16 protein-coding genes and 1 pseudogene are annotated in these 24,258 nt (G+C 44.0%); 8 read left to right on the plus strand and 9 right to left on the minus strand.

Annotated elements, in window-relative coordinates; all coding sequences use genetic code 11:
• Positions 1 to 9 precede the first annotated feature (9 nt).
• The 6 genes from ACGHVY_RS23805 to ACGHVY_RS23830 form a co-directional block, all read right to left on the minus strand.
• Positions 10 to 1,128, minus strand: coding sequence for a glycoside hydrolase family 105 protein (locus ACGHVY_RS23805; protein WP_390601983.1), 1,119 nt, complete (start codon positions 1,126 to 1,128; stop codon positions 10 to 12).
• A gap of 235 nt (positions 1,129 to 1,363) precedes the next feature.
• Positions 1,364 to 3,220, minus strand: coding sequence for a RagB/SusD family nutrient uptake outer membrane protein (locus ACGHVY_RS23810; RefSeq protein WP_390601984.1), 1,857 nt, complete (start codon positions 3,218 to 3,220; stop codon positions 1,364 to 1,366).
• 13 nt (positions 3,221 to 3,233) lie between these two features.
• Positions 3,234 to 6,518, minus strand: coding sequence for a SusC/RagA family TonB-linked outer membrane protein (locus tag ACGHVY_RS23815; protein ID WP_390601985.1), 3,285 nt, complete (start codon positions 6,516 to 6,518; stop codon positions 3,234 to 3,236).
• 254 nt (positions 6,519 to 6,772) lie between these two features.
• Positions 6,773 to 7,939, minus strand: a complete 1,167-nt coding sequence (locus ACGHVY_RS23820) for a discoidin domain-containing protein (RefSeq protein WP_308744062.1) — start codon at positions 7,937 to 7,939, stop codon at positions 6,773 to 6,775.
• Between the two features lie 9 nt (positions 7,940 to 7,948).
• The gene (locus tag ACGHVY_RS23825) at positions 7,949 to 10,273 is read right to left on the minus strand and encodes a M60 family metallopeptidase (RefSeq protein WP_390601986.1); all 2,325 of its coding nucleotides are present in this window, start codon (positions 10,271 to 10,273) and stop codon (positions 7,949 to 7,951) included.
• Positions 10,274 to 10,387: 114 nt separating this feature from the next.
• Positions 10,388 to 11,452, minus strand: coding sequence for a FecR family protein (locus tag ACGHVY_RS23830; RefSeq protein WP_390601987.1), 1,065 nt, complete (start codon positions 11,450 to 11,452; stop codon positions 10,388 to 10,390).
• A 143-nt stretch (positions 11,453 to 11,595) separates the two neighbouring features.
• Here ACGHVY_RS23830 and ACGHVY_RS23835 point away from each other — a divergent pair, with 143 nt between their 5' ends.
• Positions 11,596 to 12,138: an RNA polymerase sigma-70 factor gene (locus tag ACGHVY_RS23835; protein ID WP_308744059.1), complete on the plus strand. Its 543-nt coding sequence runs from the start codon at positions 11,596 to 11,598 to the stop codon at positions 12,136 to 12,138.
• A 25-nt stretch (positions 12,139 to 12,163) separates the two neighbouring features.
• On the opposite strand, the gene ACGHVY_RS23840 is transcribed toward ACGHVY_RS23835, so the two are convergent.
• Complete coding sequence (locus ACGHVY_RS23840; protein ID WP_390601988.1) at positions 12,164 to 13,039, minus strand: DMT family transporter; 876 nt, start codon at positions 13,037 to 13,039, stop codon at positions 12,164 to 12,166.
• Positions 13,040 to 13,121: 82 nt separating this feature from the next.
• Here ACGHVY_RS23840 and ACGHVY_RS23845 point away from each other — a divergent pair.
• From ACGHVY_RS23845 to ACGHVY_RS23865, 5 genes and pseudogenes are all read left to right on the plus strand, one after another.
• Positions 13,122 to 13,241, plus strand: a pseudogene (locus ACGHVY_RS23845) (toxin); the annotation flags it as partial.
• Positions 13,242 to 13,740: 499 nt separating this feature from the next.
• Positions 13,741 to 16,575: a leucine--tRNA ligase gene (leuS, locus tag ACGHVY_RS23850; RefSeq protein ID WP_390601989.1), complete on the plus strand. Its 2,835-nt coding sequence runs from the start codon at positions 13,741 to 13,743 to the stop codon at positions 16,573 to 16,575.
• Between the two features lie 105 nt (positions 16,576 to 16,680).
• Positions 16,681 to 17,598, plus strand: a complete 918-nt coding sequence (locus tag ACGHVY_RS23855) for a YitT family protein (protein WP_308744056.1) — start codon at positions 16,681 to 16,683, stop codon at positions 17,596 to 17,598.
• Between the two features lie 49 nt (positions 17,599 to 17,647).
• Positions 17,648 to 18,229: a non-canonical purine NTP diphosphatase gene (locus ACGHVY_RS23860; protein ID WP_308744083.1), complete on the plus strand. Its 582-nt coding sequence runs from the start codon at positions 17,648 to 17,650 to the stop codon at positions 18,227 to 18,229.
• A gap of 30 nt (positions 18,230 to 18,259) precedes the next feature.
• A complete protein-coding gene (locus ACGHVY_RS23865; protein WP_390601990.1) occupies positions 18,260 to 19,096 on the plus strand; it encodes an OmpA family protein in 837 nt (278 codons plus the stop codon).
• Between the two features lie 146 nt (positions 19,097 to 19,242).
• Here ACGHVY_RS23865 and ACGHVY_RS23870 read toward each other — a convergent pair whose 3' ends face one another.
• Both ACGHVY_RS23870 and ACGHVY_RS23875 read right to left on the minus strand, forming a co-directional pair.
• A complete protein-coding gene (locus tag ACGHVY_RS23870; protein ID WP_390602072.1) occupies positions 19,243 to 20,478 on the minus strand; it encodes a DUF2264 domain-containing protein in 1,236 nt (411 codons plus the stop codon).
• An 11-nt stretch (positions 20,479 to 20,489) separates the two neighbouring features.
• Positions 20,490 to 21,713 carry a glycoside hydrolase family 88 protein gene (locus ACGHVY_RS23875; protein ID WP_390601991.1) on the minus strand — a complete coding sequence of 408 codons (1,224 nt, stop codon included), beginning with the start codon at positions 21,711 to 21,713 and terminating at the stop codon, positions 20,490 to 20,492.
• A 282-nt stretch (positions 21,714 to 21,995) separates the two neighbouring features.
• On the opposite strand from ACGHVY_RS23875, the gene ACGHVY_RS23880 reads away from it, so the two are divergent.
• Positions 21,996 to 22,370, plus strand: coding sequence for a hypothetical protein (locus ACGHVY_RS23880; RefSeq protein ID WP_390601992.1), 375 nt, complete (start codon positions 21,996 to 21,998; stop codon positions 22,368 to 22,370).
• A 75-nt stretch (positions 22,371 to 22,445) separates the two neighbouring features.
• Entirely contained in the window at positions 22,446 to 24,257 is a 1,812-nt protein-coding gene (locus tag ACGHVY_RS23885) for a glycosyl hydrolase family 95 catalytic domain-containing protein (protein WP_390601993.1), read from the plus strand.
• Position 24,258: the final 1 nt, after the last annotated feature.

A 24,258-nucleotide genomic window follows, 5' to 3' on the forward strand; every position in this document is an offset into this window, starting at 1 on the left:
TTGTGTTTGTTACTCGGCCATCCTATAAATCTCACATCCGCCCATCAGGAAAGCACCTACACCATAAACTTCGGTCATATCCCGTGTCACCTTCTTAGGATCGGCACCGATAGGCTGCACATAGCCCAACTGTCCGTCTGCATCTACAGCAGAGACTTGTGCATTCCAACCTTTCACAAGAATAGGGAGAAAAGTTTCTTTATCGAGCAATCCTTCATTGATGCCATAAGCAAGCGCATAGACGATAAACGTAGTACAGCTTGTTTCAGGCGAGGGATAAGAAGCAGGATCGAGCAGGCTTGCGTGCCAGAACCCATCCTCATTCTGCAAACCTGCCACACGGGAACAGAGTTTCACGAACAGCGTTTCGTAGAACTTCCGGTTCTTATCTTTTGCGGGAAGTTCCTTCAATATCTCCACCAGTCCGCCGAGTACCCAACCGTTACCGCGCCCCCAGAATACTTTCCGACCGTTGGCCTCACGTTGGTCAAAATACCGCCAGTCACGATAGAAAAGATTCTCTTCCTTATCGAAAAGGTGGTCGTAAGTAGCTTTAAACTCCCGGTTCATGAAACGGATATATTTTTTGTCACCTGTCAGAACATACAATTTGGTGTATACCGGCGGCGCCATGAAAAGTGCATCACACCAAGTCCAGCGTTCCAGCGTTTCAGGCTTGCGGTAATCCAGTTTGAAGTTGTCTGTCGGCGGATTCTTCATCACCCAGTCTGTACGGGCGATGGTAGGATTAAGCATATACTTATTGTTGTATTTCCGATAAAGGTCGATAAAAGCCTGTGAGACAGCGATGTCGTCGGCATGATACATTCTCTTGTCCGGTTGCCATCCGTTCCGGCTCCCTATGCGGGTAAGCCATTTAAAATAATCCTTGTTGCCATCCTCGCGTTCCGCCAGTTCCGCCCAGTCGAGCATGCCGACATAAAGTACGGCATTTGTCCAACTCAGGTCACCATGTTCGGCTCCCTTGTTCGGATGGGCGATTTGCCAGTCGGCTACTTTCTTCATCATTTCTTTTATTTCCGCTTTACGAAAAGGCATATCCTGTGCCTGTATGCCGACAGCAAACAATAAGGCGGTAATAATTCCTGCTTTTCTTTTTAAATTCATTCGTTTATAATATTATGGGAGTTGTTGTGCTGTTGCTCTTCTTCCGATATCCGGCCGGCTGAATACAAATATACGCCAAATACCGGACATAATTAAGCCATTTGGTGAATATATATACCCAGCGTGGTGAATCTATATATTCAGCATGGTAGGCATATATATCCACTACGGTGGATATATATGCCCGACAAACTAAAGACTAACGGGACATTACCCCATCAGTAAACCAATATCATCACTTGCTGAAATCAATATCCAACGGCTCGATATTATTTTCCGAACCAGCATATCCCGGTGTCTGGTTGATATGCCCCTGAACATTTGTAGAGATAGCATTCAACGCTATCGGCCACAATACGTTATGAGGTGCAATGGTATATTCATTTCCAATCGGTGTTTTCACCCCTTTGTTATAAAAATCCGTCACATCCATGATATGGTCGTAGAAGAAATTCTTTTGGGAGAAATTGTCCAAACGATAAGTACGGCCTTTGTCATCAGCCTTTCCGGTCTTGGCATAGATGAATGCGATACGGGTCAATTCTGACTTACGCGGTTCTTCATAATAAAGTTCACGGGCACGTTCGTCAAGAATCATGCGGATTGTCATCTGACTGGCATCCAGTTCATCGGCTCCCGCCCTGCGGCGTACCGCGTTCACATCGTCGGCAGCCTTCTGAAGGCTGGCAGCATCACCTTTCCAAATATAAGCCTCAGCACGTAGCAGATATGTTTCGGCAATACGGAAGATATACCAGTCGGCCCATCCGCCACGCCACCATTTATCCTTCTGGTCGGCAATATTGGTCTTATAATGCGGCCATCCCACCCAGTCGCGGATTGTATCATTTACCAGAATGTTCCCGTTGTCGTCCTTGAAACGGACTGGTTGTCCATACCATTCCGTACCTTTGAGTGCAGGATTATTATACTTCAAGTCGGTCATTTCTATCCAATTGCCAGGAGCATGGCGGAGGTCAGTGTCATCCAATGTCCAGATCATATGTGTATGATACCACGTAGAACGTGCCGTACATACTCCGCGACCATATTGCTCCAGATAAGGATTTTTCGTGGCATCATTGTCGGTAAATCCGTTCTTGCCATCGGGTGTCTTGATTTCTCCATCTTTTGCAAACCAAGGCAATACCTGACGCTTGATTTCCAGTCCGGCAGTCGAACGGATATCCTCACCTGCATCATAACGGTCGAGTACCATATAGAGCACTTCCTTATTCTCAGGCAATGACTTATTGGCCGATTGATGCAAATCCCAAATAACATTTTTGGTATTGTCGGCCTTATCGATACCGAAACGCTCTGTCATCAAGTGGTGAACTCCGTCGTTGATAACTTTATTTGCCGATTCGACAGCATCGTCAAATTCACCCAATGCAAGATTTATCTTTGTCAACAGGTGGTAAGCCGCAGCCTGAGTCACCATGCCGATATAAACGTTGTTCTTGAGATAGGGAGCCGTACGATCCAAGTCATTCTTCAAATAGCGCAAAATGGCTTCGCGCCTCGTTGAGTAAAAGTCATAACGGGGACCGGTGATTTCTTCCGTGATGAACGGGATATCGCCATACTGATGCACCAACCGGTAGTAACGATACGCACGGTGGAAGCAAGCCAGTCCTTCCACTTCCCTGCGCTGGTCTTCATTGTCAAACTGGGCTGTCTCCGAACGGGTCAGCAGAGTGTTGGCATCTTTAATACCTTTATACAGATAAGTCCAGTAGTTATTAATCTGACTGCCGTTTCCTGTCAGTGAAGCACTGGGCGTAATCTGCCGCTTCAAGTCCTGCGGAGAATTTGCCGCATCCGTACGTCCGTTGACACTGATATCCGAGAAGAAATATTCGGAAAGGATACAAGGGTCGGCAGAGCCTGCCGTAGGATAAAAGTCAAAGTAACGGACATCACGGTTCAACATATCCGTTCCGGTCTTCAGACCGTTGTAATCGGCAAATGATATTTCCGGCGTATAGAATGACAGTGGCTTCGGATCCAGCCAATCCGAACAACTACTTGCTAATACAGCTAATCCAATCATACAGGCAATGCCTGTTCTCTTATTATTTAGTTTCATCAGTCTGTAGATATTATAAAGTCAAGTTAATTCCAAAATAAATTACTCTCGGGGTATTCTTATCGCTGTTTTCCGGGTCATAACCTGGCCAACCGGAGATGTAACCCGCATTCTTCATCGTCGCGTTGACGTTCAGATTCTGGATTCTCAGCGGTTCTATCAACTTCTTCGGGAAAGTATATCCGATAGAGATATTATCGAAACGCAGGAAAGAAGCGTTCTTATAAATCGAATATGAAACTCCTGCCGGCTTCTTGTTCGCCAGTCGCGGATATTCGTTATTACGGTTCTCCGGTGTCCAATAGTCACGCTTGATCTGATTCGTTACATTCAGCAAAGCATTGTCGTTGGTAAAACGCGCCAAACTTTGTTTATGCCCGATGTAAGAGTACATATTGAAGGAGATATTGAGATTCTTGAACAACGTGAAATCATTGCGCATACTCCAACGAAGCCGCGGCATCTTGGTTCCCATAAATTCCTTGTCGTCATTGTCGTACTTGTAGTTCATGTCCTTATCCAACAGATGGACATCGCCCGGCTGCTGTCCGTACTTGGCAGCCTCTTCACGGTCTTCTTCCTGCCAGATTCCCACTACTTTATAATCCCATATTTCATCAATATCATGTCCGATGAAACGCTTATTCTTGATATCGTCCGCTTCACGCTGGCCGATAACATTACCGTCAGCATCTTTCACGTCTTCCATAATACCGTACAAGTGAGTAATCTTGTTCTTGTTGTAAGCGAGGTTAAGAGAAGTGCGCCAGGTAAATTTATCCATCTTGATGTTCGTCGAGTTCAATGAAAGTTCGACACCGGTATTCTGTACTTCACCGATATTGGACATAACAGAGGTATAACCAATCAAACTGGGCAACTCACGGCTTACGAGCAGGTCGGTTGTAATCTTCTTGTACACATCCACGCTGGCACTCAGTCTGCCTTGCAGGAAAGTCAAGTCCATACCGGCATTCCATGAAGTAGTCGATTCCCATTTCAGGTTGGGGTTAGCCATGGTAGAAGCGTAGAAAGTGTTGGCGGTAATCAACTCGCCGGTTGACGGATCCACATAGATGTATTTACGTGGAGACAATTGCATGAATGCAGCATAAGTACCTACGGCACGGTTACCGTTCTTACCCCATGAGAGACGCAGTTTACCATATTCAAACCAATCGGGACGGTGCAGGAATTTCTCTTCGGAGAAGACCCATCCCAACGCAATGGCCGGGAAAGTGGCACGCGGATTGGCAAGTCCGAAAGCCGAATATCCGTCACGTCGTACGGTAGCGGTAATCAGGTAGCGTTGGTCATATACATAATGCAGACGTCCCATAAATGCATCTCCTGTACGGTAAATATCATCACTGGATACGTTCGGAGTTGTTCCGAAGCCGATACCTCCATATCCCAATTCGTCAGTAGGCAGGAAGTTCTCATTCGTCATCTCGTCGTGCCAACGCTGGAACTTCTCCCAGTTGGCAAGGAAAGTAAAGTCAAAAGCATGTTTGCCGAATGTCTTGTTCCATTTCAGCATATTATCCCATTGCCAATAAAAGTCTTTCGTATGTTTACGTTCCACACGGCCGTTCTGTTTTCCGGCATCGGGAGAAGCGGCTGCTTTATGGAAGAGATAGTTTGTCCATTCAAAACGCGGAGAATAAGTTGTCTGGATAGAGAATCCCAGCGGAAGAGTGATTTTCAGATAAAGAGCTGCATTCAGGTTCTCAATATCATTGCGTTTGTTTTGGAAAGCCGGAGCAATCAGCGGGTTACTTTGATTATTATTGCCGGTGGGGTATTGTCTCAAAGTCACTCCGTCGTCTTCGTAAAGGCTTCCGAAAGGAGAAAGAGAGTTGTAATTATCGGACGAGTTACTGATATATCCTTCGTCACGTGAAGTAAACTGTGCGTTTACACCGTAGGTAAGGAAACTTTGTATTTTGTTCTCCAGATTAATACGTGCACGGATAGCACTATATCCACCACCACGTACGTTACTCTCGTTTTTCAGGTAGTTGATAGATGAATAATAAGACATTTCATCTTTTTTTCCTGCTACGCTGACAGTGTAGTCCTGACGTAACGCTACATCCTGATAAATGACATCGCGCCAATCTACAAGGCGTCCTGCCAGATAGTTGTTCACTTCCGTATTGGTAAATTCGAGACGAGTCAACCAAATACTTGTCGGGTCACCCTTGTCATTGCCCATCCAGTTTGCCAAATCCACATTGGACATATTAGCCGGATTGTTAAAATATCCGGTAGCAGCTTTCGAAGGATTCTTGCTCACTTCCACATCACGGCGGAAGTTGATGAAATCTTCTCCTTCATAAACTTCAGGCAAGGAATTGACTAGTGAAAGTCCCCATGTACCACTGAAATTGATAACCGGCTTTTTCGTGTTCGATCCTTTTTTGGTAGTAATCAATACAACACCGTTAGCCGCTTTCGCACCGTAGACGGCTGTAGAACTGGCATCCTTCAATACGTCTATCTGTTCAATGTCGTTAGGGTTGATATCAGTCATTTGTCCCGAATAGATGACTCCGTCCAGTACAATCAACGGCTCAAGAGAAGATTTATCATTATCGGTCGCACGCAAGTTGTTCTTACCGCGAACCATCATGCTTGAGTTACCTTTCGTATCGGTCTCGATACCTACCGAAAGTCCGGCTACACCCGTACGGAGCATGTCTTGAACGGTCTTTGGCTGTTCTTTCTCAAGGTCACTGGCTTTCAAGGATGCTACTGCTCCGGTCAGGTCTTTCTTCTTCATCGTACCGTAACCTACCACAACCACCTCTTCCAGTGTCTTGGAGTCTTCTGTCATCTTAATGATAGACTTCTGTCCCGCTTTCACCGTTTGGGTAGTGTAGCCGATATACGATACCTGAAGGGATGCGCCGAAAGGAGCTTCCAATTTGTAGTTACCGTCAATATCGGTAATCACACCCGTTGTCGTGCCTGTTACCAAAACATTAGCTCCGATAATGGGTTCACCGTTCTCGTCTACAACCTTACCGATGATTGTAGTCGCCTTGCCCGTCTGTGCCGGACTGCTCTTTTTGGGAAACAGAGCAATCTGTGTGCTTGTCACCTCAAATGACAAGTCAATGCCTTTCAGCATTTCCCCTACTGCTTTGGACACAGGAACCCGCTTCACGTTCAGGCTGACTTCCTGTTTTACATTTACTTGTGTTGCGTCATAAAAGAAGGTATAACCGCTCGTTTTTTCAATGCGCGCCATAGCTTCGGACAATGGAATCTTCGAGAAGCTTATCGTTATCATCTTCTCTTTTACTTGTGCAGAAAGTACAACGCTAAAAAATAATAGCGTCAAAAGTGCAAAATGCTTTTTTAAATTCATATTTTTGCGATGTTAAAAGTTAACTGTAAGGAGGGTGTGTTAAAATGGGTCAGATTTTAATGTTCACCCACTTTCCTCGGTTAATAAAAACTTGATTGGCAGGGGGAAAACCGGAAACGGAACTTCCCCCTTGTTTTATTTTATATTTTGATTATATCATAGGCTTGCCTTTCCCCTTATTCGTTTGCCATAAAATTCATCTTACCGATATTGAATTCTGATATCTGCATCGTGTTTCCGTTACTGCTCCATGCGTCCAGTGTAATCTTGAAGTAACGGTAAGTTACTTTCATCGGCAGGTCGACTATTACATCACTAATCGTCTTGGCTACCGGTATATCGGCACCTTTCAGAATTTCGGTAAACTCTTCATTATCGTTGCTACCGTAAACAGACACTTTCTTCACACGAAGGTTGTCAGTATTATTATCCGTTCGGTGAGTCAATTTAAAAAAGTCAAAAGTCTGTGGTGTCTGCATATCAATAATGAAATAGACTACGTCGCCAACAGGAACCGTTATTTTTACATTATTAGCATCAGTAAATGTTTTACCATTTGCTTTCACCAAAAGAATGGAACTTTTCGTATTATCATCAAACATATTTAAAGGGTTACCACCAGCGGTTTTATCAGCAGCCCAAGGATGAGAAGTCTCCACAGTCCAATCTGTACGTACCAGATAGTCGGTATATTCTACATTCCGTATATGGAAATTACAAGTAGCGGCAACTTCGCTTCCATCGGTAGATTTAATGGTAATAGTCGCATCCCCCAGTCCCTTAGTATAAACTTCACCGTATTCATTGACTTCGGCTACTTCAGGATCCGAAGACAGATAAATGACATCAGGATTGGAAGCATTCTCCGGAAATACCGTTACCGTCTCACCCAGTTTGATTGTACGATCCATGGCGACATAATAGTCTTTGTATGCTTCGGCCACGGTAATGGAAGTAACCGGATAAATACGCTTCTCCACTTTCACCAGACAGGTAGTCCATAAATCCGTATTATTGAGCGACCATACGCTCAATACGGCTTCACCTACTCCGGTAGCCGTAACAACACCGGATTCATCTACGGTAAATACCTTCTCATTGCCGCTCGTATAACGGTATGCGTATTCTCCGGCATCTACCGCATCCGCGGGAAGAGTAGTAACAGTAGTAGCGTATGTGTCTCCTTCAATCAATGAAATAGTGCCTTCTGCCACGTCGGCCACTGCCAAACGGTTGACTTTCAGTGCTGGCGTTTCATCATCGTCGCAAGCTGTAAACAGGACAGCAAACAATGCACACGCCAGCCACAAGGAATAATTAGTGATATATTTGATAGTATTCATCTTTCTGCGTTATTTATAATCGTTTACATTTTCATCCGTTATCAGATATAAGTTTTCCGGAGCTTTCGTATATCCTTTTGCTTCTATCTCTTTTTTCAGTGCTTGAATCTGCTCATCGGTCACTGTAAAATGTTTGTCTCCATAATCATTCATAACAAGATCTACAGGACGAAGGAATCCCCACTTTTCAAAGAAATCCAATAAATCCACTTTTGCCAGATTACATACCTGACGTACGAAGTCCAGTTGCAAGATACCTTGCGTAGCAGTAGTTGTATCCAGATCGGGAGTCACGCGATAGTGCTCGTGCAAATCACGGTAGAAATCCTCTTTGCCCAATACATCCATCAGATAGAGTTTCAACTGCCAGAAAGGTGCAAGTTTCACATAAAATTCATCGGATGCATTCTTCAGACAGTGCGGTTGTTGAGCCGTCACAATCCGGGCGATAGCTTCTTCGTAAACAGTCACGCCGGTATCCTTATCCATCAAGCGGGAACCTTTTCCAAAAGAAGTCCTTACATAATTGGCAAGAATATTATTCGTCACTTCAGTCAGTCCCGACCATTTCAATCCCGGACGGGTCTGGTTGGCATGACCGATTTCATGTCCCAATACCCAAACACGGTTTTTCATTCCTTCCACCGTACAGAATACATCGCGATAACTCGGTAAATAAGCCGTATGATTGGAAGCCGAATAAGGATTCTTGGCATTATGCTCTACATGGAGGTACATACGGTTGCCGAACTCCTTATTATATTTGAATAATCCCATGAAATCCCACTCCAAACGAACTACCTCGTCCAATAAATTCATTACATCCAAAATAGGAGTATTGGCCTGTTTGTAATCAAGTACAGTCCAGGTGACATGTACATATTTACCCAGTACATCCAAGTCCAGCCACTTCGCATTACGCAGCATTTCTTCAAATTGAGCCTGCGTTCCGGTCTGTGCATCGAAATAGCCGTTCACTTTACCGAACGGGAAGTGAATCTTTACAGATTTGGCAGCAGCAGCTTTTTGATCCGCTTCTGTCTTCAACTCTAACGGAATATTGTCATTAGTTATATTTTGAATATAAACCAAACCGCCAATAGCCATTTTCAGCTTATTCTCACCGGGAAGAAGAGGATAAGATTTACTGCTGTTATATCCCAGACTCAAATCTTGAACTAGCATAGATATGTTTTGTCCGTGAGTATCACCTACCAATACCAGAATCTCCTCTCCTTGCTCTACATAAATGCCGGTAGGGTTGTCCCGCAGGCTATAAGGCCCTGTTTTGTTGACAGCAGCCATGATACCCGGATTCTGATAGGGACGGTATTCGGCAACTCTGAATTCCGGATTATAGGTTCCGCCCAGCAGGGCAGTAGCAAGTTTCTTGTATGTTTCGCCCGGCATCTTCTTGATATCTTTCTCCGTAATGCCCTCACGAAGTTCGGAACAAGAGTTATCTGTAAAAATCTGAAGGTAATCATATTTATTATCACTGGTCTGGAAAAATTCCATTTCAGCACAACTGATACGGTTATTGTGAGCTGCGTGAATGTCGAAACGTACTTTCTTCACATCTTTTACAGCCTCGTCCAGTTGCAGTACGGAAGCAGCCGTATAGTTGGTTTCCAGCTCAAAAGACTTCACTTTGACAAATTCGGGATGCGCCGCAGTAGATACCAGAACATCAAACTTATTGAATGCTCCATATTTTGTACCGTTATCCGTACGGGGATGATAGATGATGTAATCCAATGATGTACAGTTCCCAAGCGTATAGGTAATCTGGAAAGGCCAATCGGTGAATGCCCCAAACTTGGAATTAAAGTAAGAAGTGTAGTCACCGTCAAAAGAACAAACAATGCCGCGTTGTTCCGATTCCACTTCTTCTGTGGTAGCCGTCGCACTGCTTACGGTAATTTGCACATCGGCAGAGCCGGAAGAAGCTTCCTGACTGACAGGTATCTCTCTGGTCAGCTCACCGTAAGAAAGGGTGACTACTGTTGCACGTGGTTCTTCATAATACGTAGGATCTACGGTCACCTTCAGCAAATTATCATTCAACTCCAGTGTGCACCAGTCTTGCCCGTTTTGCGCCACTGCACATTGCAGTCCGCTCAACTCGACATCTTTTGTCACTACCAGATAAACTTCCTTTGTTCCACCGGAAGAATTGAAACTCAGATCCAACGGCAGGACTCTTACCCAGCCGCTACGTTCGTCCGCATCATCATTGTCGCTACAAGACCACCATGAGAGCACCGACAACAATAGTATCATACCCCATGAGATCCGGCGAATCTGCTCTGCGCCCTTTAAAAAAATGCTCATAATGATTAAATATTAAAAGTTAACTATTAGATTACAACACCACTCACTTTAACAGGGGGTCAGCCTATGAATTGTTGCTGTAATCCGGTTTATAAAAAAATGATTTCATTGTTATTATTTCTGTTTCGGCAAAATCGTCAACACATTCTCATCACTAAATTCATAGTTGATAGGATGGATGCGCGACATGATTCTCATAATTTCTTCCAATGGTTCGTGTCGCAAAGTAAATGTGTATCTATACTGTTCCTGTAATTCGGGAGACAGATGTATCTCTAAATTATACCATTTGGAAAGAAGAGGGCAAATCTCATTCAAAGGTCTGTTTTTAAATACAATCTGGTTACTTGCCCATGAGACAGCCAGTTCGATATCTCCTTTTTCTATCTGAAGCCGCCCGTTCCGTTTATTGAAAGTACCCACTTCTCCCGGTCGTAGAAAGCGCGTTTCCGCCTTCGTCTCCAACGAAACCGAACCCTCTTTCAGACTGACAAATGTATTTTCCGAACCGGGAAAGGATTCTACATTGAATTTTGTTCCGTGTACCGTGATTTTCATTCCTTCGGTTTCAACTACAAATGGATGATCCTTGTCGTGTGCCACATCAAAGTAAGCCTCGCCACTCAAACGTACATTTCTGTTTTTCGAATAATAGTTTGTATTGTAAGTCAGCGAAGTGGCCGAATGAATCCATACATTCGATCCATCGGGTAAGGCTACTTCCGATTTTCCTCCCCAGTTGGAATAGGTTTGTTGGGCCATTTCCGGCTGCCCAATCTTTATACCTATATATAAAGAAGCGGAAAGAAAAACAGCTATAACTATGCAAGCTGCCACATAACGCTGAAAACGGGAGGAAACCCACAAACGAACGGATTGTCCCTTGTCCTTGAAACTCACTTCAACTTTACTTTCCGCTTTTTCCTGTTCTTCAGCCTGTCTCTGTTCAGCCTCTTCACACTTCTCCATACGCTGCATCAACTCTTTCCAGTAGAAATCCAAGTCCGGCGTATAACTGATAACCTTTGCACGTACCTTTTCCCAAACTCCCCGTAGTTCTTCATACACTTCCCGGTTTTCGGCGGCAGACAACCACTCCTCCAACTGCTTTTTGCCAGCATCGGATATGTCCTGTTTCAAGTCGGAAATGATTAGCTCCCAAGGTATTTCTTTTTTCATGCTTCGCTGTCTTTTTTAACTGTTACCGATACTATGACACAAAAAACGAATCATACCCTTATTCAGAAAAGCGTTTTTTTTAGTTTCTACTAAAAAAATATTCTTTAACTTTGCAACATTCTACTAACCTAACTACAAACACTATGGACGATATCTTCCTTTTACAATTAATAAAGAATGATGATAAACAGGCGTTCAAGTATATCTTTGATACTTATTTCACAGCTCTTTGCCGTTTTATGTATCTGTATTTAGGGGATACCCAAGAAGCGGAAGATATAGCAAGTGACATCTTCGTGTCGGTATGGGAGAACAGGAAAAAACTTGAGATCAGGCTCACTTTCAAGGCTTATCTTTTCCAGGCTGCCAAAAACAGATGCCTGAACGCCATACGGGATAGAAAGGCTACTGTATCACTGGATGATATCAACGGGCAGGATACCCCACAAGTAAACGTCACCGATTCACTGGAAACAGAAGAACTGAACAATCTGATTCAGGAAGCTATCCTCTCGCTTCCCGACAAATGCCGTGAAGTGTTTCTGAGAAGCCGTACGAAAAATCTGACAAATCAGGAAATTGCAGAATCAATGGACATATCCGTTAAAACAGTAGAGGCGCAAATTACGAAAGCACTGAAACAGATCCGGAAATTCTTAGGAACACAATATCATTATTTATTCTAAACTTCCCATTAGAAGTCATATTCTCCTATTTCTTTTCTGCCAGATAAACTCCCAATATAATACAAGCCGCTCCCATCAAAGTAATCCACGTAATTTGCTCGTGGAGAATGAGTACCGAAGCCACCATCGTAACAAGCGGATTCAAATAGATATAATTGGAAGCCCGCATCGTCCCCAACTGTTTCAAAACCACATTCCAGAGAATATAGCAGATTAAAGAAGCAAGAACCGCCAAGAACAGGAGATTGGACAATACCACCGGCTTTAAAAGTACATCAAAATCCGGTTGCAGCGGATGAAGCAGAAAGGCGGGAAGTATGGTCAATACTCCATAAAAGAATATCTTACGGGTGATAAATACCGTAGGGTAACGCCCTGTCATTTTCTTTATCACCAGACTATAAAATGCCCACGACAGGGCGGCAAGTAAAGTCAGCAAATCCCCTACCGGAGATAATTTAAGCACAAAACTACCGTTGAAAACCACCAGTCCCACTCCGATTAAAGCTAATATGGAACCATAAATCAAACCTTTGGTGGCTTTTTCACTCTTATAAAAGAGAAGGGAAAGGATGGTGGTAAGCAAAGGAGCTGTGCAAATGATAAAGGCGACATTCGACGCTTGCGTAATGCCTAAAGCTGTATTCTCTGTAAAGAAATAGAGTGAACCGCCGAAAAGACCTCCTGCCATCAACCAAAGTTCGTCTTTCCAACTACTCGTAAACAGACGTTTGGGAGAAATTACCCAAATGCCCAGATAAGCAATGAGAAAACGATAGAAGAATATTTCCTGAGGGGTCAGTCCGTGATTAATCAATACTTTGGTCGATATGAAGGTCAGTCCCCAGACAGCAACTACAAGTATAGCAATCAGATGATAATATCCATGCTTCAATTCCATAGATGACGGTAATGTTTTTTAATAGGGTGCAAAGATACGGGGAATTGAGAATATATGTGCAAAAAATCCTCCATATAAATAAAAATACGAGTATATGCCGGTACGAACAGAGGTGTTACGTGAAGTGACTATCCGGAAATGTGCCGTATGTATGGCATATTATGACAAGATGATAGAGAAGGAAGAAAAAGACAATGTATAAACTGTATATTGTAAAATAATACGTCAACCATTACAGCTTCCTTTTCATGTACGTTTTGTTTATCAAATATTTCCTTTTTTAAATAGCAAGCACTCCCTCTTCTTTACACTTTACGCCCGAAACTGCATAAACTTACTTCGAGTTTATAATAAATAATGAAACAGTTTATTATAAACGGTATCCAAGTTTATTATAAACTATTTTTAGACGCTTTCGATGGATGAAATAGAATTATTGCAACAAAAATGGGCAAGAACCTTCACAGTTTCTTGCCCATTCGTTATCCTCATAGTGCATTACGCACCTCTAACCTATTGAATACATGTAATAATATTTATATATTTCATATTCTATTTTCTGTTTTATTTGATTCCAAATATACGAAATAAAAACGAGAAAGTCAATAGGTAAAACGTGGTTATCTGAAAATAAACACGTAAATTTGTGCCTCAAAATGAAATATACAGTATAAATCACTATAAATAAAAACTTTATCACTATGGAGTACAATTTCAGAGAAATTGAAAAGAAGTGGCAGAAAAGGTGGGTGGAAGAGAAAACCTACCAAGTTACGGAAGACGATTCGAAGCAAAAATTTTATGTACTAAACATGTTCCCTTACCCGTCAGGAGCCGGCCTACACGTAGGACACCCGCTGGGATACATCGCTTCGGATATTTACGCCCGTTACAAACGACTGCAGGGCTTCAATGTACTCAATCCGATGGGATACGATGCTTACGGCCTGCCCGCTGAACAGTATGCCATCCAGACCGGACAACATCCCGCAATCACTACCATCAATAATATCAACCGCTACCGCGAGCAATTGGACAAGATAGGTTTCTCTTTCGACTGGAACCGTGAAATCCGTACTTGCGACCCGGAATATTACCACTGGACACAATGGGCTTTCCAAAAGATGTTCAACAGCTATTATTGCAATGACGAACAACAGGCACGTCCTATCGAGGAACTGGAAAAGGCCTTCGCCATCTACGGAAACGAAGGGCTGAATGCCGCTTGCAGCGAAGAAATCAGTTTTACCGCCGACGAATGGAACGCAAAAAGTGAAAAGGAGAAACAGGAAATCCTGATGAACTACCGTATCGCCTATCTGGGTGAGACAATGGTAAACTGGTGTGCCGAATTAGGAACGGTATTGGCCAATGACGAAGTAGTGGACGGTGTCAGCGAACGTGGCGGTTTCCCCGTTGTTCAGAAGAAGATGCGCCAGTGGTGCCTGCGTGTATCTGCTTACGCGCAACGCCTGCTTGACGGACTGGATACCATCGACTGGACAGATTCTCTGAAAGAAACCCAAAGAAACTGGATAGGACGTTCGGAAGGTGCCGAAGTTCAATTCAAAGTGAAAGACAGCGACCTCGAATTTACCATCTTTACTACCCGTGCAGACACGATGTTCGGCGTTACCTTTATGGTATTGGCGCCGGAAAGCGAACTGGTGGCGCAATTAACCACTCCCGAACAGAAAGCAGAAGTAGACGCTTACCTCGACCGTACCAAAAAACGTACGGAACGCGAGCGTATCGCCGACCGCAGTGTTACGGGTGTATTCAGTGGTTCGTATGCCATCAATCCGTTCACGGGTGAAGCAGTGCCCATCTGGATTAGTGACTACGTATTGGCAGGATACGGAACGGGAGCCATCATGGCTGTACCCGCCCACGATAGCCGCGACTATGCGTTTGCCAAACATTTCGGACTGGAAATCCGCCCGTTGGTAGAAGGTTGCGATGTCAGCGAAGAAAGTTTCGATGCCAAAGAAGGTATCGTCTGCAACTCTCCGCGTCCGGATGTCACTCCTTACTGTGACCTTTCGCTGAACGGACTGACTATCAAAGAAGCGATTGAAAAGACAAAACAATATGTGAAAGAGCATAACCTGGGACGTGTAAAGGTGAACTATCGCCTGCGCGACGCCATCTTCTCACGCCAACGTTACTGGGGCGAGCCGTTCCCTGTTTATTACAAGGACGGAATGCCTTACATGATTGATGAAAGCTGCCTGCCGCTGGAACTTCCGGAAGTTGCCAAGTTCCTGCCTACCGAAACCGGTGAACCGCCATTGGGACACGCCACCAAATGGGCTTGGGATACAGTGAACAAATGTATCACAGACAACGAAAAAATCGACAACGTGACCATCTTCCCTCTGGAACTGAATACGATGCCGGGATTCGCCGGCTCTTCCGCTTATTACCTGCGTTATATGGATCCACGCAATCATAAAGCACTGGTTGACCCGAAAATAGACCAGTACTGGAAGAACGTAGACCTCTACGTAGGTGGTACGGAACATGCCACCGGACACCTGATTTACTCCCGTTTCTGGAATAAGTTCCTGCACGACACAGGTGTGTCTGTCATGGAAGAACCGTTCCAAAAGCTAGTAAACCAAGGTATGATTCAAGGCCGCAGTAACTTTGTATATCGTATCAAAGATACCAATACATTCGTTTCACTGAATCTGAAAGATCAATACGAGGTGACTCCTATTCACGTAGACGTAAACATCGTATCTAATGATATACTTGATTTGGAAGCATTCAAGGCATGGCGTCCCGAATACAAAACAGCAGAGTTCGTTCTTGAAGACGGAAAATATATCTGCGGATGGGCGGTTGAAAAGATGAGCAAGTCCATGTTCAACGTTGTCAACCCGGATATGATTGTGGAAAAATACGGTGCGGACACACTCCGTATGTACGAAATGTTCCTCGGCCCGGTAGAACAATCCAAACCTTGGGATACGAACGGTATCGACGGTGTACACCGCTTTATCCGCAAATTCTGGTCACTGTTCTACAGTCGCACGGACGAATATCTGGTAAAGGACGAACCGGCAACTAAAGAAGAATTGAAGAGTCTTCACAAACTGATTAAGAAAGTGACGGGAGACATCGAACAGTTCTCTTACAACACTTCTGTCAGCGCATTCATGATTTGTGTGAACGAACTCTTCAACCTGAAATGCAACAAGAAAGAAGTACTCGAACAACTGGTTATCGTGCTCGCTCCTTTCGCTCCGCACGTTTGCGAAGAGTTGTGGGACGTACTCGGACACGAGACTTCCATATGTGACGCCGAGTGGCCTGCATACAACGAAGAATATTTGAAAGAAGATACCATCAACTACACTATCTCTTTCAACGGAAAGGCACGCTTCAACATGGAATTTGCGGCAGATGAAGCTTCGGAAACTATCCAAGCAGCAGTACTGGCCGACGAACGTTCGCAGAAATGGATTGAAGGCAAAACTCCGAAAAAAATTATCGTTGTTCCGAAGAAGATTGTAAACGTTGTAGTATAAAACAAATCAGTCACGGATTACGCGGATAACACGGTTGTTAGTTTTTACAGTCAATTCAGAACCGTGAAATCCGTGTAATCCGTGACTGAAATAATCATAAACCCTATGCATAAACCGGCAAAAGCGGAAATAATGAGAGAAGTGAAAGACTATGTCTATATCACTCTCGGATTGATAAGTTATTCTTTGGGATGGGCGGCATTTCTGCTACCCTACCAGATAACAACAGGGGGTACCACCGGTATCGGAGCTATCATTTACTACGCGACAGGATTTCCAATCCAATGGTCGTATTTTATTATCAATGCAATCCTGATGACATTTGCCATCAAGATATTAGGCCCGCGATTCAGCATAAAGACCACCTATGCCATCTTTGTACTGACCTTTTTGCTTTGGCTTTTTCAATTAATAGTAAACAATTATGTGGTAGCACCGGATATGACACCGGACGGCAAACCGCTGTTGCTCGGCGCAGGACAGGACTTTATGGCTTGTATCATCGGCGCAGCCATGTGTGGTGTAGGCTTGGGCATTACTTTCAACTACAACGGAAGTACCGGTGGAACGGATATTATCGCCGCCATCGTCAACAAGTATAAAGACGTGTCACTCGGCCGAATGATTATGATTTGTGATGTATTCATCATCAGTTCCTGCTACTTTATATTCCACGACTGGCGCCGTGTCATCTTCGGTTTTGTCACGCTGTTTATCATCGGCGTTGTGCTTGACTGGATCATCAACAGTGCCCGCCAATCGGTGCAGTTCTTCATCTTCTCAAAGAAATACGACGAAATAGCCGACCGCATCATCAAAGACGCCGACCGCGGAGTAACGGTACTCGACGGCACCGGATGGTATAGCAAGAACAATGTAAAAGTACTCGTCGTATTGGCAAAGAAACGCCAGTCGCTCGACATCTTCCGCCTGGTGAAACGCATCGACCCGAATGCCTTTATCTCACAAAGTTCCGTTATCGGAGTATATGGTGAAGGATTTGACAAACTGAAAGTGAAATAACTGATTGGAACAACTATCGGATAACTTTGCTAAAACAAGAAACAATATGATGAAACGCAAACTTGTATTTGCTACCAACAATGCTCATAAACTGGAAGAAGTGGCCGCCATATTAGGTGAGCAGATAGAACTGTTAAGCCTGAATGATATCGACTGCCATACGGACATTCCCGAAACGGCTGATACGCTGGAAGGAAATGCCCTGTTGAAATCTTCCTTTATCTTTAACAACTACGGTTTAGATTGCTTCGCCGATGACACCGGCCTGGAAGTAGAGGCCCTCGACGGAGCTCCCGGAGTTTATTCCGCACGCTACGCAGGCGGAGAAGGGCACGACGCACAAGCCAATATGCTCAAACTACTCCATGACCTTGAAGGAAAGGAGAACCGCAAGGCGCAATTCCGCACCGCGATATCACTGATACTGGACGGAAAAGAATATCTCTTCGAAGGAGTGATAAAAGGCGAAATAATCAAGGAAAAACGGGGGGATTCGGGCTTTGGATACGACCCCATATTCAAACCGGAGGGTTACGACAAGACTTTTGCCGAACTGGGAAATGATATAAAGAACCAAATCAGCCATCGTGCGTTAGCTGTGCAGAAGCTCTGCGAATTTCTGCAACGTTGATTATCCATACTCTTTAAAACATAAAACACAATGAAGAAAATTACTCTATTTACTCTATTTACGCTACTGTTATGTACTTCGTGTGTGACGAAAAAGAAATTCATGCTTGCAGAAATGGCAGCCACCGCAAGCAAAGATAGTCTGCAAGGATTATTGACCGACTGCCGTCATACAAACGCTCAAATGTCGGCACAAATCAAGAATCTTCTGCGTGATACGACAAGAATGGGAAACAGTATCCGTCAGTATCAAAGCATGCTGAACGTGAACATGACCGAACAGGAGAAACTGAATGCCTTGTTGAACCAAAAGAAGAATGAACTGAACGAAAGAGAACGTACCATCAACGAACTGCAACAGATGATTAACGCGCAAAACGAGAAAGTGCAGCAACTGTTGAGCAGCGTAAAGGATGCGCTATTAGGATTCAGCAGTGAAGAACTGACCGTTCGCGAGAAAGACGGAAAAGTATATGTGGCAATGTCGGACAAGTTACTGTTCCAGTCGGGAAGCGCCCGTTTGGACAAACGTGGTGAAGAAGCGCTTGGCAAGTTGGCCGAAGTCTTGAACAAGCAGACGGATATTGACGTATTCATCGAAGGACATACGGATAACAAGCCTATCAACACAGTGCAGTTCAAAGATAACTGGGATTTGAGTGTGATTCGCGCCACCTCTGTTGTCCGTATCCTGATTAAGAATTATCATGTGAATCCGTTGCAGATACAGCCTAGCGGACGCGGTGAATATATGCCTGTCGATGATAATGAAACAGCCGAAGGCAGAAGCAAGAACCGGCGTACGGAGATTATCATGGCTCCGAAACTGGATAAGTTGTTCCAGATGTTGCAGAGTTCGGAAGAATAAAGCTAAATCCTTATATGCAAATCATATGTAAAAAGAAGGATGTGTCATTACCCGTTTTACACGGGTAATGACGGGGGTAACATCACTTCTTTTTTTATGCTTGTTGTAAAGGTCGATATATACTTATCTCATTCCGATAAATACGCTTAGTTTTTTAGCGAATGGTGTCCGTCAATCGGAAAAGCTTTGCCCGCCCATGCCTTTTGAGATGTCCATTCTTCAGCGGGGTCACTCCAGAAAGGATGCGAGGCAGGAAGTCCCAAAGGCAAGAAGACGAGTGAAGTCATGTACAAACTACCATTATTGGTATAATAATTCGCCAAGTCCGGCTGATGTCCCGCAAAACCAAGCGCCAGAAATCCCTTGTCATCAAAGTTTCCATCTACTGAAAACATATTTCTCATGACTGCACTTAATGCACTCCGTACCTGCCCGTTGGTCAGCCCCTCGGGAAGACCATATTTCCAGGCAGCCAATGCCAACGATTGGAATGCCCCCATACGATAGACCACAGAACGTCCGAAAGCTGGGAATGTCCCTTCCGGAGAAATAAGACGTTCTATGAAAGTATTGAAGCGTTGCATACGCTTAATCGCCAACTTATAACTGATTGGAGTAGGAAAACGGTTTGCACTACACGTCTCCAGTATCTCGACATACATGGGATGGATCACGAAAGAATTATAATAATCCAACGAGAACTCCGCTCCGTCCGAATACCACCCGTCACTAAGATACCATTCATTTATTTTATTAAGACCGGTAGTCAAGGCATAGCCATCGGGCTCTTCACCGACAGAAAGCAGAAAAGCCTCTACCATATCGCGGAACAGCAACCAATTATTATATGCGGGACGAATCACACGCACTTTCTTGAAACATTCAACATAACGCTCTCTTGTCGCAGCGTCTAATCGCTCCCAAGTCGCCTTCGGAGCACGGATAAAGCTCTCTGCAAGATAAGCGGCATCTACCAAAAGCTGCTGGTGTCCTTTCCACAACAGATAATCCGGACTCTGTGGGTCAACAGCGTTCTGATAAGCCTTCAAAGCCCACTCACGCAACTGTTTGCGCTGCTTTCCTTCTGCTGTATCATCGTCCGGCAGTTCCAGCCAGGGAGAAATGCCCGCCATCAGCCGTCCGAATGCTTCCATGTAAGCTACTCGTTTATCTCTTCCGTCCCATGTAGGACTCAACTCCAGTTGCATGTTTTTCTGCAACTCTCCCTTGCTCATATTCTCCAAAATGGGTTGCGCTATTTTATAACACAAATCAGCCCACTGTGTTCTGTCGTTTACCGGTTGATTCTTTTGCTTATCAGCGGCATTTACACTCAGGAAACAAAAAGAAATAAGAGCCAATAAAATAATTCTCACTTTCATCATTATTCTTTTTAAATGACAGTCTTTTCAATATCCGTTTTACGCTTCAAAGCTTCCAAATAATAATAATCCGCATAGTTCAACGGAACATCCACTTCGCTGTTATGGGGAATACTACCTACACTATGCATCAGGATAAACCGTCCGTTCTCTCCCAATTTGGCAGTATAGCTTTCTGATGCAAGCGATTTCATTATTCTGTCGGCATACGCCCGGTAAGAAGCGACATCCGGTAAATCATAAGTACTCATTTCATATAAAGCGGATGCAATGACAGAAGCAGAAGAAGCATCCCGCGGAGCAACAGGAACATCGGGTGCATCCATATCCCAGTATGGAATGAGATCCTCCGGCATATTCTTTAGATTTTTCATAAATTCGAAGGTCTTGACTGCCTGATCAAGATAAGTACGATTTTTTGTCTCTCTGTAACATACAGTATATCCATAGATAGCCCACGCTTGTCCTCTAGACCAGACAGATTCATCGGCATAACCTTGTGCAGTCTGGCGATGACGTACGGTTCCATCTTCAATACTGTAATCAATAACGTGATAACAGCTTCCGTCCGGACGGAACTGCTCTTTCAGAGTACGGTCTGCATGCATCACCGCTACTTTATAGAAAGCAGAGTCACCCGAAAGTTTGGTTGCTTCAAAGAGTAATTCCAGATTCATCATATTGTCTATAATAACAGGACATTCCCAACCGCGTTTCGACTGCCAGCTATTTCCTTTTACATCCCAGCTTTGAATCACTTGAGGTTCCTCACGAAAACGAGTACAAAGAGATTTTGCTGCTTGAATTATTATTTCCTTGTAGCCAGACTTGTTTGTCAGACGCAGTCCATTGCCAAAGCTGCAATTAATGATAAATCCTATATCATGATGCCAGGTCAGATTTTGTGCTTCGCTAATAGCTTCGGTATATTTTTGGGCAAGCGGGAGCAAAGTAGTATCTCCCGTCAGTTCATACAGATACCACACACTACCGGGAAAAAATCCACTCCGCCAATCGGCATATCCGCAATAATAGACATCACCCTTATCGTTCAGTGTCACCGGATTCATAAATTTGCCGCTGCTTTCGATAGTATCAATTTCCAGTCCGATTTGGGCGCGTGCGTCTTCAATTGCTTTTTCAACCCATGTTTGTTTCTCGGCTGCTCTTTGGGTGCAAGATGCAGCGCTCAAAAGAACAACACATCCTGCAAGAATAGAGTTTTTCAATTTCATGATATAGATTCTTTATTATAAATGAATAATTTCCTTTTTGTAATGAACGAGTATATATTTGTATAAATCTGTGAGAACACAAATATAAGTACTGTTTTCATCGTTATCAAATTAACGATATTAATATACGGCAAAATAGCACCATTTATTTTTATCTTATCTGACTAAATTGTCCTCAATAATTGCACCTATTTTCCAAATCTCCCAAATCGACCGGGAAAATATTGATTAATACAGATATAATCTTCATCTTTGCCCGCGACATAATAATCATACAACATCATGAAGAACATTAAAATACGCATTCTTATTTTATGCCTTTGTCTGTCAGTGATAGGATATATACCTGCATCTGCCCGAACAGAAAAAGTAAAGACTGACATAGACTGGCCTGTTTTTATGCAGAAACAAGATCTGATTTGGGAAACACTGCCCGAATACTGGTATGAATCAGCTTATATGGGTAACGGTATGCTGGGACTTATGATTTATAAGGAACCGGAACAGAACTATATCCGATTTGAAACCGGCAACTGTTCTGTACACGACCACAGAACGGGAGCGGACTTATTTGCCATCCCCCGACTGCTAACCGGACACTTTGCCTTACACCCCGAAGGTAAAATTATAAACGGAACGATGCATCTTGATATCTAGAACGCAGAAACAAATGCAGAAATAACTACTACGAGAGGGACTATCCGGTTGCACGCTTATGTACATGCCAACGATATGGTAATGCTGGTTCAGACCACCGCCACCGACGGTGAGAAAAACTTTCGTTGGGACTGGATACCCGCATCCGCCCAAAGCCCGCGTTATCTGTATGCGAAGGGAGAAGGAAAGTGGATAAAAGTACCCGAAGACTATTCTCTTAACCCGGCAGCGGAAGTAAAACCGGAAATATCCATTCAAAAGTTGCAGGCAGGAGGCGAAACGGCCGTTGCATGGAAAGAAACGAAAAACAAAAAGAATGAACGTACGTATTGGATTACCGTAACCCATTCATATCCCGAAGCTACCGCAGAAAAGGATGCCGCCCGGATTCTGGACTATGCGCTGGCAACAGGAACCGGAAAATTAAAGAAACAGCACCGCTCTTGGTGGAATCACTACTATCCAAGCAGTTTCCTTACTCTGCCGGATGGAATGAAAGAAAACTTCTACTGGATACAGTTGTACAAACTTGCCTGTGCCACACGTAGCGACCGTGCACTGATAGACAACACCGGTCCGTGGCTTACCGTCACTCCATGGCCCAACGCATGGTGGAATCTGAATGTACAACTGACCTATTGGGCACTCAATGCCTCCAATCATCTTGATTTGGCGGCATCCCTGGAGAATGCCATTTACAATAACACAGAAAACCTCAAGAAGAACGTACCGGAAGCCTACCGCACAGATGCGTTGGCAATAGGACGCTCATCAAACCTGATATGCGAATCCGGCGAAGTCGGCATCCCAGGTGTGGACAAAGCACCGGAAGTCGGACTTTTGCCTTGGGTATGTCACAGTCTATGGCTGATTTACCGCCATAAAATGGATGACGAGCTATTACTAAACAAACTCTTTCCCGTACTTAAACAGTCAATTAATTACTACCTGCACTTTACCTACAAAGGAAAAGACGGTAAGATACATCTACCCCAAACGTACTCTCCAGAATATGGTAGTGCGGAAGATTGCAACTTCGACCTGGCATTGTTACGTTGGGGTTGCCGGACATTACTTGACATTACCGACCGGCTGAAAATAGACGAACCGCTTATCCCCCGTTGGAAAACGACTTTGGAGGAACTTACCCCATTCCCCACAGACCCGGCCAACGGACTTATGATAGGACGGGATGTTCCTTACGCTTTTTCTCATCGCCACTATTCACATCTATTGGCTGCCTATCCTTTATATCTTATCAATAAAGAGAATCCCGAAGAATATGAACTTATAGAGAAATCACTCCTTTACTGGCAAAGCAAAGCCGGGGCACATCAAGGATATTCATGTACCGGAGCCTCCTCCATATCGTCCGCTTTGGGAAATGGCAATGAAGCGCTTGCATACCTTAATAAATTGTTTACCAAATTCTTATCGGTCAATACACTTTACCGTGAATCGGGACCGGTCATTGAAACACCATTGTCCGCTGCCCAATCCATTCATGATATGTTGCTTCAAAGCTGGGGAGGAAAGCTGCGTATCTTTCCTGCCGTTCCCGACAGTTGGAAAGACATTGCCTATAAAGACTTCCGTACTGAAGGAGCTTTCCTTATTACAGCCAGCCGGAAAAACGGCAAAACTGAGTTTATCACTATCAAAAGCCTTGCAGGTGAACCTTGTGTTATAGTAACCGACATTTCTTCACCTGTTTTCAAAGGAAAACGGAAATTTGAGGTCACATCTCTATCCGAATCTACGTATAAAATAGATTTACAGGAAGGCGAAGAAGTAATCATTCATTCCAAAGATACACAACCGGACTTCACAATTCGTCCTGTAAATAACAGCAGAACAAACTGTTTCGGGAAAAAGAAACAATCCTGAT

It is taken from the genome of Bacteroides sp. f07 (assembly GCF_042854785.1).
GTDB lineage: Bacteria > Bacteroidota > Bacteroidia > Bacteroidales > Bacteroidaceae > Bacteroides.